The organism is Sporotomaculum syntrophicum (genome assembly GCF_009932395.1).
GTDB classification, from domain to species: Bacteria; Bacillota; Desulfotomaculia; order Desulfotomaculales; family Desulfallaceae; genus Sporotomaculum; species Sporotomaculum syntrophicum.
In genome coordinates this window covers 917,763-930,607 of record NZ_LSRS01000003.1, presented here as the reverse complement: position 1 = coordinate 930,607, position 12,845 = coordinate 917,763, and the positions used below count along the sequence as shown (strand labels likewise).

General features: G+C 45.4%; 16 protein-coding genes and 2 tRNA genes. 8 read left to right on the top strand and 10 right to left on the bottom strand.

Features of this window, described 5'->3' with window-relative positions:
- Nucleotides 1-8: 8 nt before the first annotated feature.
- The 3 genes from SPSYN_RS09400 to SPSYN_RS09390 all read right to left on the bottom strand — a co-directional run bounded on the left by SPSYN_RS09400 (nucleotide 9) and on the right by SPSYN_RS09390 (nucleotide 2,067).
- Nucleotides 9-689 (bottom strand): Crp/Fnr family transcriptional regulator, encoded by a 681-nt coding sequence (locus SPSYN_RS09400; RefSeq protein ID WP_161822177.1) that lies wholly within the window; start codon nucleotides 687-689, stop codon nucleotides 9-11.
- 84 nt (nucleotides 690-773) lie between these two features.
- The gene (locus SPSYN_RS09395; RefSeq protein ID WP_161822176.1) at nucleotides 774-1,049 is read right to left on the bottom strand and encodes a transcriptional regulator; all 276 of its coding nucleotides are present in this window, start codon (nucleotides 1,047-1,049) and stop codon (nucleotides 774-776) included.
- Nucleotides 1,050-1,461: 412 nt separating this feature from the next.
- The gene (locus SPSYN_RS09390; RefSeq protein WP_161822175.1) at nucleotides 1,462-2,067 is read right to left on the bottom strand and encodes a GNAT family N-acetyltransferase; all 606 of its coding nucleotides are present in this window, start codon (nucleotides 2,065-2,067) and stop codon (nucleotides 1,462-1,464) included.
- 297 nt (nucleotides 2,068-2,364) lie between these two features.
- Here SPSYN_RS09390 and SPSYN_RS09385 point away from each other — a divergent pair, with 297 nt between their 5' ends.
- Both SPSYN_RS09385 and fni read left to right on the top strand, forming a co-directional pair.
- Complete coding sequence (locus SPSYN_RS09385) at nucleotides 2,365-2,889, top strand: ferredoxin domain-containing protein (protein ID WP_243152982.1); 525 nt, start codon at nucleotides 2,365-2,367, stop codon at nucleotides 2,887-2,889.
- 16 nt (nucleotides 2,890-2,905) lie between these two features.
- Nucleotides 2,906-3,955: a type 2 isopentenyl-diphosphate Delta-isomerase gene (gene fni, locus SPSYN_RS09380; protein WP_161822268.1), complete on the top strand. Its 1,050-nt coding sequence runs from the start codon at nucleotides 2,906-2,908 to the stop codon at nucleotides 3,953-3,955.
- Between the two features lie 79 nt (nucleotides 3,956-4,034).
- Here the strand turns inward: fni and SPSYN_RS09375 are convergent, their stop codons facing one another.
- From SPSYN_RS09375 to SPSYN_RS09365, 3 genes are all read right to left on the bottom strand, one after another.
- Complete coding sequence (locus SPSYN_RS09375; protein WP_202623773.1) at nucleotides 4,035-4,580, bottom strand: pyruvate kinase alpha/beta domain-containing protein; 546 nt, start codon at nucleotides 4,578-4,580, stop codon at nucleotides 4,035-4,037.
- 254 nt (nucleotides 4,581-4,834) lie between these two features.
- Nucleotides 4,835-4,909 (bottom strand) — tRNA-Ala (locus SPSYN_RS09370).
- Between the two features lie 6 nt (nucleotides 4,910-4,915).
- Nucleotides 4,916-5,863: a serine hydrolase gene (locus SPSYN_RS09365; protein WP_161822174.1), complete on the bottom strand. Its 948-nt coding sequence runs from the start codon at nucleotides 5,861-5,863 to the stop codon at nucleotides 4,916-4,918.
- A 123-nt stretch (nucleotides 5,864-5,986) separates the two neighbouring features.
- Here SPSYN_RS09365 and SPSYN_RS09360 point away from each other — a divergent pair, with 123 nt between their 5' ends.
- Entirely contained in the window at nucleotides 5,987-6,613 is a 627-nt protein-coding gene (locus SPSYN_RS09360; RefSeq protein WP_161822173.1) for a hypothetical protein, read from the top strand.
- A gap of 42 nt (nucleotides 6,614-6,655) precedes the next feature.
- Here SPSYN_RS09360 and murI read toward each other — a convergent pair whose 3' ends face one another.
- Nucleotides 6,656-7,456, bottom strand: a complete 801-nt coding sequence (gene murI, locus SPSYN_RS09355; RefSeq protein ID WP_161822266.1) for a glutamate racemase — start codon at nucleotides 7,454-7,456, stop codon at nucleotides 6,656-6,658.
- 85 nt (nucleotides 7,457-7,541) lie between these two features.
- Nucleotides 7,542-7,724 carry a hypothetical protein gene (locus tag SPSYN_RS09350; RefSeq protein ID WP_161822172.1) on the bottom strand — a complete coding sequence of 61 codons (183 nt, stop codon included), beginning with the start codon at nucleotides 7,722-7,724 and terminating at the stop codon, nucleotides 7,542-7,544.
- 164 nt (nucleotides 7,725-7,888) lie between these two features.
- Between SPSYN_RS09350 and SPSYN_RS09345 the strand changes: the two genes are divergently transcribed.
- Nucleotides 7,889-7,977 (top strand) — tRNA-Leu (locus SPSYN_RS09345).
- Between the two features lie 488 nt (nucleotides 7,978-8,465).
- Here SPSYN_RS09345 and SPSYN_RS09340 read toward each other — a convergent pair.
- Both SPSYN_RS09340 and SPSYN_RS09335 read right to left on the bottom strand, forming a co-directional pair.
- On the bottom strand, nucleotides 8,466-9,053 hold the full coding sequence (locus SPSYN_RS09340) for a DJ-1/PfpI family protein (RefSeq protein ID WP_161822171.1): 588 nt from the start codon (nucleotides 9,051-9,053) through the stop codon (nucleotides 8,466-8,468).
- A gap of 201 nt (nucleotides 9,054-9,254) precedes the next feature.
- Nucleotides 9,255-9,911 (bottom strand): copper amine oxidase N-terminal domain-containing protein, encoded by a 657-nt coding sequence (locus tag SPSYN_RS09335; protein ID WP_161822170.1) that lies wholly within the window; start codon nucleotides 9,909-9,911, stop codon nucleotides 9,255-9,257.
- 544 nt (nucleotides 9,912-10,455) lie between these two features.
- Between SPSYN_RS09335 and SPSYN_RS16330 the strand changes: the two genes are divergently transcribed.
- The 4 genes from SPSYN_RS16330 (at nucleotide 10,456) to fdhD (ending at nucleotide 12,810) form a co-directional block, all read left to right on the top strand.
- A complete protein-coding gene (locus tag SPSYN_RS16330) occupies nucleotides 10,456-10,689 on the top strand; it encodes a hypothetical protein (RefSeq protein WP_341478868.1) in 234 nt (77 codons plus the stop codon).
- Nucleotides 10,665-10,937, top strand: a complete 273-nt coding sequence (locus SPSYN_RS16325; protein WP_341478867.1) for an aminotransferase class I/II-fold pyridoxal phosphate-dependent enzyme — start codon at nucleotides 10,665-10,667, stop codon at nucleotides 10,935-10,937. The genes SPSYN_RS16330 and SPSYN_RS16325 overlap by 25 nt, the downstream gene beginning before the upstream one ends.
- Nucleotides 10,938-11,100: 163 nt before the next feature.
- Nucleotides 11,101-11,535, top strand: coding sequence for an RrF2 family transcriptional regulator (locus SPSYN_RS09325; protein WP_161822169.1), 435 nt, complete (start codon nucleotides 11,101-11,103; stop codon nucleotides 11,533-11,535).
- A gap of 474 nt (nucleotides 11,536-12,009) precedes the next feature.
- Nucleotides 12,010-12,810, top strand: coding sequence for a formate dehydrogenase accessory sulfurtransferase FdhD (gene fdhD / locus SPSYN_RS09320; RefSeq protein ID WP_161822168.1), 801 nt, complete (start codon nucleotides 12,010-12,012; stop codon nucleotides 12,808-12,810).
- Nucleotides 12,811-12,845 lie beyond the last annotated feature (35 nt).

Here is a 12,845-nt window from a genome sequence, read left to right as displayed (position 1 = left end):
TATCTGGCTTAAATCCAGGTCCGCAATCTATACTTATCCAGTATGGTAACCTGGCTTTTTTTTATATCGATAGCCTTTTGTCTTTTGAAATCATTCAATATGCGATTTGCTGTTTCACGGGATGTGCCGATCAGGTTGGCCAGATCCTGATTAGTCAATGAGATGTTAATAACAGTACCCCGGTCTGTTTTAATACCTTGTTCACCGGCCAGGAATAGCAGCATGCTGGCAGCGCGGCGAGTGGTATCCATTAAGGCCAACTCGACCAGCTGGTTCTGGGCGATACGCAGTCGCCGGGCCATTATTTTAAGTAAAGCTAGAGCCATGTCCGGGTGATTGCCAATTATTCTTTCCATATCCGCGTTTCTAATCAAGCCCACCGTGCAATCCTCGACTACCTCCGCGGTAGCCGGGTAGTTGCCTTCATCGAATAGGATCACTTCTGCAAATACTTCCCCGGGGTAAATAAAATGCAAGATGTGCTCCCGGCCATCTTTAGCTTGCTTGGTTACCTTGACCCGGCCGGACTTAATAAAAAATATCGCTTCTCCAGGCTCACCTTCCATGAAAATAATCCGACCTTTTTGATAGTTGCGTTCTATAATCGATTTCTCTACCTCTTCCAGCTGTTGCTTGTTAAGCAGGGTAAATAAGGGAATGCTTTGCAGTATTTCAATATTTCCCGCCATTGCTATGCTCCTTACACTAAAATATTGTATCTGTAATTATATCATGTTTGCTAGCCTGAGGGACGGATGAAAAAAGCCGGAAATTTATCCGGCTCTGACCAAGTTAATAAATTCGTCACCTAAGTTAGTAGCGCTGCAGATTTTACTTTTCCCTTCGGTAGATATCTCAACCAGTCCTAGAGCATATAACTGCATAATAATATGATCTAGTACAGCCCTTTTAACTCGGGCCGTTAATGAAAGATCCTCTTTATTCATGTTGCCTTGTTCTAACAGTGTTTGAAGTACTCTTTCCGCCTCCTTGGGCAGTCTTTCATTCGCTTTAACCAAAAAATCGGCCAGGCTTGTAGTAGATATCATGTAACTCTTAACCTCCTGTTAACAGTTGTTATTTAGCTATAGTATGTGCATTTTTTGCTTGATTAATAAGTCAAAAAAACCGGGTCAAACGACCAGGTTTTTATAGCTAGGTAACTTTCTTTTCGAATAAAATGGGCAAACTTAATTAGACTGCTCTGTGCACATGTGGTATGGGACAAAGCAGTAGGTGTGAAAAAAATATCGTGCTGTTTAATCGCATAGCGCAAAACTATCATTTACTGGGATTGAAGACCAAACTTTGCTGCAGGGATATAAATATCATGGCGAATGAAAAATAGGAACAGCAGGCTATATTTTGTGGGAATATTCGGTTAACTTAAAAGCAAAAGATAAAGGCTACCATTTCACCAAGTCATTAGCACTAATTAAGCCTTTGTTTAAAACCCATTATTTACATGATAATGGAATTTTGGTAAGTAAGCTCGCTAAGCATTTCGATGTGATTTTTACTTACATTTTTTCCAATGCGCACCATTAGCATGTTGGCTGAATGCTCCAGTATTTCAGGATCATCAGTATGCCGCCGCTTAAAGCCCACTGTTCCATAAAGACGTTTAATCATACTCTGGTACTCCCATAGTCCCAGGGCGCTGGTTTTCAAATCCCAGTGCCAATAAAACTCGGTGGTAATTAGTACATACTCTTCTAATACCGGATTTTTAAATGCTTCCTGTAATAACGCTTTGGCAATACCCTTTTGCTGCCATTCTGAGCTAACCTCAATCGCACCCAACTCAAGAATGCGCGGGTGCTTGCTCCACCGACTGTATTTGTAGGGGTGATGAAATAAAACATAGCCGATTATTTCCTGACCAGAGCGGGCAATATATACTAATCCTGCGGGATGCCCAGCTATCAAAATCATAGCCTCTTTTTGCCGCTTGGGATGCCTAAAGTTGTTTAAATTCCGGTTTACATCCAATGAAACCAGATGCTCTTTAGTAACAGGACCTTCAATTATTACAGGTCCATTGTTAGTCAATACCTCTTTAGCCATTGACACCACCGCTTTTCGCTTAGTTTATAAATATTTGACAGACTTCATGGGTCTTTACTGTTTAACTTACAAAATTATAATATTCAATAATAATGATTGTTGTCAAGATATATTTTAAAATATTCTGAATAAGCTTCAAAATTCCTGCTGCCTTGCAAATTATTTTTTAAAAACATAAAACATAATTTAATTGTGAAACTAATTAATAACCTTTTTCAAGGTAGAATGTATGTGTAGTATCGACCAGCATGTGGTATGATATAACAATATGTTACTTAGGCATGTGGGGGTGATTAATTGTTTTGCATAATGCAGACGGTTGCTGAGCTTATGGCGCTAGCAGCCAGGACGGCGCCCAAGGGCTTGGGACAGGATTACCTGGACATCCAGGTGCTGGTAGGTGACGACCTGCTTCAGTTAGCCGATGAAATGGATAGATTCGGAAAAGCAACCGGCAGAATTAATTTTGACCGGGATGCGGAAAACATTCGGCGTTCTGATGCTGTATTATTGGTGTCTTTGCGGGAGAACGAGCCGCTTGGCCTTAATTGCGGTGCCTGCGGTCATGATACATGTACTCAATTGGCAAGCCGGCAGGGGCCGGAATTTGAAGGCCCGCTTTGTGCCTGGCGGGTAGTTGATCTGGGTATCGCCGTTGGTTCAGCGGCGAAAACAGCGGGGCTGCTCAATGCTGATAACCGGGTGATGTATCGCCCGGCTGCGGTGGCTAGAAGGATGGGATTTGTCCAGGGTGCTCTTGTTTGTGCCATTCCCATATCTGCCACTGGTAAAAATATATATTTTGACCGTCCGGTAAAATAATTGGGAGGCGCAACATATTACTAGACAAACGCGTAAGCTTGAACATATTAAATACGCTGTGGAAATGCCTGAGGTATTAGGCCAATCCGGTTTTGCCGACCTGCGCCTGGTACATAACGCGCTACCTGAACTAAATTGGGATCAGTTGGACACTTCCTGCAGCTTCATGGGTAAACAATTAAGCGCCCCGCTAATGATTAATGCCCTGACCGGAGGGCATGCCGAGGTGCGCGTAATAAACCGGGAGCTGGCTAGAGCGGCAGCCGCAACAGGAATTGGCATGGCTGTGGGTTCGCAACGAGCCGCGCTGGAAGACCCGATGGTGCGCGATACATTTACTATCGCCCGGGAGGAAAATCCCCGGGGTCTGCTGCTGGCAAATCTGAGCGCTTTTTGTACCCTTGAAGAAGCCTTGGCTGCTGTTGATATGGTTGAGGCCGATGGAATCCAGCTTTATCTTAATGTAAGCCAGGAATTGACGATGCGCGAGGGGGAAGCAAATTTCAGCGGCTGCCTGGCAAATATTAAACAGTTGGTGCATAATCTACCGGTGCCGGTGCTAGTAAAAGAAATAGGCTGTGGCATGGCGTTGGAGACAGTAGCCGCCCTGGCTAAGGCCGGTGTGCGTTATCTGGATATTGGAGGTTATGGAGGTACTAATTTTACTGCTATCGAAGGAAAACGCGCCGGTGAAATCAACATCCCCCTGGAGAAATGGGGGCTGCCTACGGCAATCAGTTTGTTGGAGGCGTTAAATGCCGGAATGGGGATTTCTATAGTTGCTTCGGGCGGGCTGCGCACGGCTGAAGAAGCAGTTAAGGCGCTAACTGCCGGGGCTACACTGGTGGCGATGGCTGGACCATTGCTGCGGGTATTAATGCAAGAGGGTCCGGAAGGCCTGGTTGTATATATCACTGAGTTCATTACTAACTTGCGCCGGGTGATGATGCTTGTAGGAGCGCAGAAGCCTGTCGAGCTATCTCAAAAGCCCCTGGTAATTACCGGTTTAGTTGCTGAATGGCTTGAACGCCGGGGCATCGATATAAACCGTTATGCCAGGCGATAATTTGACACTTGCAGGTTGTCCTGGAAGACAAAAAGAGGCAGTTGCACAACGTTTACTATGGCAACTGCCTTTGATGTTCCTAAAAATGCCTGGGTTTGCAGATAATTTCCTTAACTTTAGAGTCAAAGAAATGGTCAGAATGGGCAGGTACAATAACGGCTGCAGTATCGGCTCCTTTGGCGGAACCGCCGATGGCCACGATCTCTTCCCCAAAGGGAATCAAGCCGGCATCGAGGGCCATACCGCTGATTTCCACACATACCTTAACCCCCTGGCCCAGCATGCGGAGTGTCTGGGCCATGATCTCAGCCGGGTAAACGCCCCCGAATTTGTTACGGATAGCCCGGTCCACTCCCGCCAGCAGGTGGGTGGTGCACAGTACCTGGATGTCATGCTGTTGCAGCTCGGCTATCGTTTCCTCGCTCATACTCCTGCTGCCGGGGGTGTTGTAACCTGCATGATAGGTGACACAGATCACCCGGCGACCACAGCCAATCAATTTGCGGGCAGTCTCCCCGCTGCTGGAGGCTACCACAATATTTTGGATATTTAATTCCCCAGCCCGGTCCAGTGCAGCTTGAATTGTAGCAGCTGTGTTACTGGGCCCTTTATTTTCCCAGTACATAATAACCCCCCTTAGTATTTTTGTTCATTTTAAAATAATATGATAGATTTAGCAAGAAAGGGGTAATGGCAAAGAGCGACGCTCTTGTAGATCGTTAGAATAAGGAGGAGTACCAAAGATTTAGAAGAATAGAGTTAGCGTATGTTTATTTTTAGGGGATGCGCTATATAAAAAACGAGTGGCAAAATAGGGCAGCTGATCTTGGGCTATAGTTGTGATATGATGGAGATAAAAATAAAGGCCTGTCGGCCTTTTGGTGGACGAGAGGGGATTCGAACCCCCGACCCCTGCGTTGCGAACGCAGTGCTCTCCCACTGAGCTACACGCCCTAATATTTATTGAACAAAATTTATCATAGCATAAAATCCTCCGGCTAGCAAGGGGTAACATACACCAGTTGCGTGAGCGGTACCCGGTTGCTTTAAACTTGCCGGTACCGTCCCATTGGATTGATAATGGTAGACCAGTTCTGAAAGGTGCCGAATTACTTCCCGCGCCGCACTGTAACCGGGGGTGTTTTCGCTGGTTATGACCAGTATATACGGCTTATCCGGGTGAACAACATAAGCAGCGTCGTTGTATGTGTTAGTTGGCGGCCAGGTGCCTATTTTATTAGCTACTTTAATTCCTGGCGGTAGGGGAGCTGGAATGCGGTCTTTGAGCAGGTTGTCAAACAGGTTGTCCAATAGCTTTTCTCCTGACGGCTTTTTGGCTAGTTGTATGACTTCCTGCATATATAACGCCAAATCATAGGGGCAAGTAATATTTTGCTCATTGTCCACTACCTGGCCACCAAGGGAACGCATGTACTCTTTGACGTTTTCCTTGCCCAGACGGGTCAATAAGATATTGGTGGCTACATTATCGCTGTACAATATGGAGTAGTCGGCCAGCTGGGCTATGCTGTAGCTGCCTCCGGGCGTGTGGCTCTTTAAAATGCCGGTGCCCCCTTCCATGTGTGTTTCAGTAAAAAGCAGTTGTTCTGAAAGTTCTATTTGGCCGTGTTCCGCTGCGCGGTATAGATAGAGGTTCATGGGTATCTTAAAAGTACTGGCGGCATGAAAGATCGTTTGGGAGTGATAGCCAAATTCCTGACCGGATTCCAGATCAACGAAATAAAGCCCGTAGACACCGGGTTGCTGAGCTAGATAGCCGGTAATATGCCTTTGCAGTGGTTCATAGTCAGTAGAAGCTTGCATATTTTTTTTAAACGGCTCACTAATTGCTGAAGCGCTGGATAACAGAAAAACTGATAACAGCACATAGAAAACGACTTTTTTCAAACTAAGATAATGCCTCCTGAAAAAATCTGGAATATATTAATAAATTACCATATAATGTAAAAATTGTCCAGCTGTTAAGTATCTCCAGGCTTAAATATGTATATTAAAGTATGGTGCTAAAATATGATATTTAATCCCTTAATGATGGTAAACAAAGAAGAAGTGCGCCGCAGAGTGGAAAAACTGCGTAAGGAGCATCCAGATAAATCAAACCGGGAGCTATGTGAGCTGATTATCGTCCAAAAAAGCAGACTTTGCGCGGTCAGTGGCGCAGTTACTGCTCTCCCGGCGGCACTGCCGGTTATTGGCACGCTGGTTACGCTGGTGGGGGGCACTGTGCTAGATATGACTGCTGTGGGGTATTTCACCGCGGAAATGGTGCTGGAAATGTCTGCCGTATACGGACGTGATCTGTATTTGCCCGGGGTGTCCCGGGAGGCGTTATGGGTCATGGCTTCCGCTTTGGGCTCTGATGCGGCCAGCAAGACCATTAGCAAGCTGGCGATGCAGCAGATGGAAAACCAGTTTTTTACCCGTCTCGCTCGTGATCTGCTGATCTCACTGGGTATACGGGCCTCTCAGCGAACAGTTCTAAAAATAATCCCGTTCTTGGGTGCGGTCATCTCGGGTTCAGTGAATTATTTTGTTTGCCGGCAAATCGGACGCCTTGCTGCAGATTATTATGAGAAAAATAGTTATGAGAACTGGTTGGGGGATACAATCGACGTTGAGGGAGAAATAATTGAATAAAAGATAGGATTATAAAAAGCCCTGGTTAAGAATAACCGGGGCTTATAACGCTATGTACTCGACTGATATATTAGGGTGCTGCCATAAATGCCTGATGACCTGTCTGACCAGGTCTGCATCGCCGCTAGTATAAAAAGTTTCTGTGGCTTTCCCGGGGGGAGTATCCGCCAGCAGGTCTTCCTCCTGCAGCACTTGGTAAACCCTTTTGGCCACGGCGCATCCGGTATCAATAACCGTTACCCCGGTTCCCATGATCGCTTCCACCAGTGGGCGCAGGAAGGGGTAGTGCGTGCAACCCAGTACTACCGTATCCACATCCCCGGTGATGAGCGGTTGTAAAAAATTGCTCAGCAACTCAGCCGTCTCCGGGGTGTCCAACTGCCCCGTTTCCACTTGTTCCACTAGACCCGGGCAGGGCACATTGATAACTTCTATATTATCAGCGAAACGTGTTAACAGGGAATTAAACCGGTCGCCGTTAAGGGTCACCCCGGTGGCTAGCACGCCTATTTTACCGTTGCGGGTTATCTTGGCGGCTGGTTTTATAGCGGGCTCCATGCCCACAATGGGTATCTGAAACTCATGGCGCAGGTAATCTAAGCTGGCTATAGATGCCGTGTTGCAGGCCGCGACAATTAATTTAGCTCCGGCGTCGATTAAAAAGCGAGTGATGGCAGTTGTCCGCAGGCGAATGTATTCCGGCGGTTGTGCTCCATATGGACAATGGGCGGAATCGGCATAATAAAGAATGTCTTCACCAGGCATCAGGAGACGAATTTCCTTCAACACCGATATACCTCCCACACCCGAATCAAAAATCCCAATGGGATTCGGGTTGGGCAAGGTTGCCTCACCTCCATCCTTTAATATATTCCATCTCAGGATATCATTATAACCAGTAGTATGCAATATTTAGCCTGTTATTGAGTTATTTTCTACCCAATTTGCCATGGTATAGAAGGTGGGTGGCGATCAGTACCGCTACCAGGGCCAGCAGTCCGGCGATTAGGTGGTACTTTGCTGCGCCGTCAACACCAAGGTAAGCAGCGAGCCCCAGCACGACGGTAGTAATAGTGATGATAGCTGTAAGGGCAGCCAGTATTTTGGGCAAAGTGTTCACTCCTTTTTTCCACTTCCATTATGATATTTATATTTAACACTCAGCATAACTTTCCTTCTACAGTAATTTTATTTAATTAGAAACACATTTTCCGGGGAAATATTCTAATTGACATCTGGCTGAACATAAAATATAATAATATATGCTACTGAGCTGCCGGAGTGGCGGAACTGGCAGACGCAAGGGACTTAAAATCCCTCGATCAGCAATGATCGTACCGGTTCGATTCCGGTCTCCGGCACCAACCCATTTCATAACTCCCCGGACCCTCGTCAGAGGCTCCGGGGTTGTTCTTTTTTATGAGTTTGGGCTTATTGCCTGACCGAAAATTACCATATATAATGAACCATTAAAACAGAAAAGAAAAAGACGCCTCTTTGGGTGTGCTTAACACGTTAACAGAAGTACAAGAGGCGTCCCCACTAACATGGTCATTGTATCAAAATATAATTTAATTGAAAGCCCCGAAAAGAATGTTTTTACTTATCTCCTACAAACGATACGGAAGCCTAAGTATTGAGACGGTGATAACCTCACAGGAACCACAATCTCCTCAGCATCGATAAACTTTTCCAACTCCGCTAAATTACCCGATTTATTTAACTTTAACAGGTTATTAACGATAACAGCTACCTCTGGTGGATGATTTCCTGGTTGGGCCTAAAGGTATATAGAAGTACCACTTATATTTAATAAAAATACAGGCTTCAGCCTTACTTGAAACTTACAGGATTATATTTTAATTTCTGCACCAAGAAGTTTTACAAAGGCCTGAATAAAAGAAGGATGAGCAGGCCAGGCAGGGGCAGTGACAATGTGACCGTTCACATAAGCGTTACTGAAGGTTTCATTAACTTCCCCCCATGTACCACCTGCACATAAAATATCGGGCTTACATGCAGGGTAGGCAGTAAATACTCCCTGTTGAATTACCCCGGCAGCTAATAGAACTTGTGGCCCGTGACAGATGGCCCCGATGGGCTTCTTATTAGCATCGAAGTTTTTTACAATTTCAATAACCCTGGAATCTAGCCGAATATACTCGGGTGCCCGGCCACCGGGAATAATTAAACCAATATAGTTGTCTTCATTAACTTTGTCAAAATCAATATTAAGAACAAAATTATGACCGGGTTTTTCTGAGTAGGTCTGATCTCCCTCAAAATCGTGTACAGCAGTTTTAACCTTATCACCGGCCTTTTTGCCGGGACAAGCAGCGTCTACCTCATACCCCAGCATGAGTAAAGACTGGAAAGGTACCATTACCTCATAATCTTCTACAAAGTCTCCCACTAACATAAGAATTTTTTTGGCTTTCATAGTCCCACTTCCTTTGAAATACTATCAATATCGAAAATTAGTTATTTAATTGGCTTGTTAGGATCCTTGATATTATGAATATGCGTACCAAAAGCCGCCTCACTGATAATACATAGCAGGAGGCGGCCTGTCTATTTTTGGTTAAGGCTTGGTAGAGATTTAACAATTTTGCATAACGCCGTTCGGGCACTGGCAGCCAGTTTAGGGTATACTGGTTATGGTGACGGTCTGAGCCGCGCCATTCCAATCAACCTTGCACTGCATAGCTTCAGAAACAAACCGCAGTGGTACAAGTGTTCTGCCGCTTACTATCCTGGCCGGCTCATCAAGCGGGGCTATGACACCGTTTATGTTAGCCGCACCATTAATGACCAGCGTGATTTCCAAATCGCCCCTGGTGGCAATAATTTTGCGGGCAGCACCATCCCAGCTTACGTTAGCACCCAGGGCCTCGAAAATGCCGCGAAGCGGTACTAAGGTGCGGCCGTTAGAGATAGAGGGCTGCACATCAAAGGTTAGCAGCTGGTCATCTAATTTAACCTTTATGCCATCAGGTGCAGTATTGTTATCTCCGCTTGTTTGTTTAATGGTAAACTCCATCAGGGGGCCATAACCAGTGTCTGTAGCATTCGTGGCGAACGCCTTATAGAAATACGTACCGGGCTTAAGCTGGTCAATCCTCTTACTAAAGGGCTTGGCGACATACTCTTTTTCGCCGACGATTATTTTCTGGTCTGTCTTGGTCAGTTCTGTGCCAAAATAAAAACCATACTCTTTGATTTCTCCATAGCACTCAGTCATTTGTCCATTTAGCGTGGCTGCATCGCCGGAAAGTTCCGTTGCTTCATCTGTTTTCACCACCGGTGTCTTGGAGGATGCTCACCCGGCTTCCGCCACGTCGTCTTTTAGAAAATAAAACTGCCAACCAAACAACGTCAGGAACATAAGCACGCCGATCCATTTTGTAATCCTGCGGTCTAACACTTGGTTTTAACCCCCTTTTCCTATTTCGGACAATATGATCAAATACTTAATTATTATACAATATAGCCTTTTTTTCATCAACAATTTATCTCTGTCTTGGGCTAAGTTGACAACGGCAGGATTTTAACATATCTTGTAGTGGAAAACATGGTGCTAAAATGGATATTTGTATTGATATTGCAGATAGGAGACTTGTTGATGATCTGTTAATATAATTTTGACGAAATTATTGACCGCAAAAACACCGATTGTATCAAATATGACTTTAACGCCAAGTGGTGCGCCTGAGGATATACTGCCGCTTTGGGTAGCCGATATGGACTTCAGAACACCGTCTTTTGTTATTAATGCCTTAATTGAGATATGACGGCACGGCATCTTTGGCTATTCTGAAAGCGGGCAGGATTATTGGGAAGCGTTGCAGAACTGGTTTTGGCAGAGTCATGCCTGGCCAGTGCAGCCGGACTGGCTGGTGAATACACCAGGAGTCGTTAATGCTATCTGCACCGCGATCCGAGCTTTGACCCAGGTGGGTGACGGCGTAATTATCCAGCAGCCTGTGTACTATCCCTTTGCCGGGTCTGTTTTGTCTAATAAGCGTTGCCTGGTGGTAAATAAACTGGTTTTATGGAAGGGAACCGGTATACGATAAACTATGAGGATTTTGAGCATCAAATCATCTCCAAGCACGTGAAATTATTTATACTGTGCAGCCCGCATAATCCAGTAGGCAGGGTTTGGACGGAGGAGGAGATTACCCGGCTGGGTGATATCTGTCTCCGGCACGGGGTAACCGTGGTGGCTGATGAAATTCACGCCGATTTTATTTATCCGGGCTATAAGCACACTGTCTTTGCCAGTATAAAACCCGAATTTGCGCAGTTGTCTGTAACCGGTTAATACTTGATTTCCTCTATCGGGTTTATGTATATTAAACTAAAGAGCATAACCAGTATAACCGTTCAGGAGCCATCAGGAAAAATATCACGGCTATAAAAAACGATTAAATATGTTTTTAGCTAATATAAATTACAGTATAGAACGTTGATGGGAGATGCTGCAATTGAAATTATCTACTAAAGGGAGATATGGACTGCGGGCAATGATTGACTTGGCTCAGAGCACAGATGAGGGACCAATCGCTACACATAGCATAGCTGAACGTCAAGGCGTCTCTGAGCGCTATCTGGAACAGCTGATGATTCCCCTAAAAAGAGCTGGACTGGTAAAAAGTATCCGAGGCTTTCAAGGTGGCTATATGCTCGTGAAAAAACCTGAAAACATTACTGCCGGGGATATTATCCGGGCCTTAGAAGGGCCGATTGCCCCTGTTGAATGTGTTAGCGAAACTAATCCTGAAGCATGCGAGCGCTTTGAAAATTGTACCACCAGGAGTTTATGGAGCGAAGTAAGGGATTCCATTGCTGAAGTTCTGGACTCATATACCCTGGCCGATTTGGCTCGAGGCACCGCATCCAGCGAGCCCGGCCAGCGCTAAAATGGACCGGATATAGCCCGGCCGATACAATGCAATCAGGATTATAAGGTGCAGCTGCTAGCGTGCCCCGGTTTTGATTACCTTTAGAGTGTATGCTCAACTTGGTTAAACATTCTATTACTCCTGCCTCCAAGCATTGCATCAAATAAACACTGAATAACCCCTTCCCCGGTGAGGTAATCTACCGACCCGGCAGGCGTCACATAGCGGCAAAGCCCATTGGGCGGTGCAGGCTTTAATACATTTATAATTTGTTTTATAAAAAGCAATCATTCGGCTTTACTAGTTAGTATTCTGGTGAGGTACGGTTTCTGAGTAATTTTATATCAATCGATACTTGACTTAGTCCATCGGGATTGTATATATTTATTTTAAGAATTTTTTTCAGATATTTTACTGCGTTAATGATATATTAAAGTTAAGACAGAGGTTAATGCTATTTAAGGTTAGCTAAAGGAAAGGGGGAATAAAAACATGCCCAACAAGGTTGGACCGGAGATTAAAGGAGTGGTGGCGGAAGTAGTTAGCAATCGCTATGGTAACGGGTCATGGACCAGCGTTTCAGTGCATGTGCCATGCGAGATGGAATTCACCATATATGTTAACAAGCAGGCGCTGGTCACCATTCTATGCACACCGGACAAACTGGATTGCCTGACTTACGGGTATTTATATGCGGAGGGAATCATCACCGGGACCGATGACTTGGCGAGCATCCGGGTAAGCCCGGAGGATGCATTGGCAGATGTAATGTTGAACAACCCGGATTTTGCACTGCCCACGTTGCGAAAACTCGGGTGCAGCGGCAGCTCAATTTATAAGACTCAGGGACCCGAAGGACAAAAAATTAATTCTAGTCTAAAGGTTGCACCGGAGCAAGTTCTTGTCCTTATGCAGGAGCTTCTGGAGAAGATGGAACTCTATAAGGTCAGTGGCGGCGTTCACACTTCAGCTTTAACCGATACCGCCAACCTGCTGGTTGTAGCTGAGGATATCGGACGGCATAATACCTTAAATAAAATTCAGGGCGAATGTATCCTAAAGGGGATATCCACCAGAGATAAAATGCTGCTGATCACCGGCCGTATCTCCTCCGAGATGTTACTCAAGGCAGCCAAAATGGAGGTCCCCATTGTGGTTTCGCGGCATGCCCCGACTAAGAACGCCATCTTGCTGGCCGAGGATCTGGGTATTGCTCTGGTTGGTCAGGTTAAAGAAAATCACCTGGCAGTGTTTACCCACCCGGAGCGGTTAGAACAACAGACAACTTTATAAAAGAAAATTTAATCTACCGGCGGTGCACTTTGCCT

Coding starts and splice junctions, on each gene's coding strand:
- SPSYN_RS09400 (WP_161822177.1), bottom strand. CDS start 689: ATGGCGGGAAATATTGAAATACTGCAAAGCATTCCCTTATTTACCCTG.
- SPSYN_RS09395 (WP_161822176.1), bottom strand. CDS start 1,049: ATGATATCTACTACAAGCCTGGCCGATTTTTTGGTTAAAGCGAATGAA.
- SPSYN_RS09390 (WP_161822175.1), bottom strand. CDS start 2,067: ATGGCTAAAGAGGTATTGACTAACAATGGACCTGTAATAATTGAAGGT.
- SPSYN_RS09375 (WP_202623773.1), bottom strand. CDS start 4,580: ATGTACTGGGAAAATAAAGGGCCCAGTAACACAGCTGCTACAATTCAA.
- SPSYN_RS09360 (WP_161822173.1), top strand. CDS start 5,987: ATGATATTTAATCCCTTAATGATGGTAAACAAAGAAGAAGTGCGCCGC.
- SPSYN_RS09340 (WP_161822171.1), bottom strand. CDS start 9,053: ATGAAAGCCAAAAAAATTCTTATGTTAGTGGGAGACTTTGTAGAAGAT.
- SPSYN_RS16325 (WP_341478867.1), top strand. CDS start 10,665: ATGGAAGGGAACCGGTATACGATAAACTATGAGGATTTTGAGCATCAA.
- fdhD (WP_161822168.1), top strand. CDS start 12,010: ATGCCCAACAAGGTTGGACCGGAGATTAAAGGAGTGGTGGCGGAAGTA.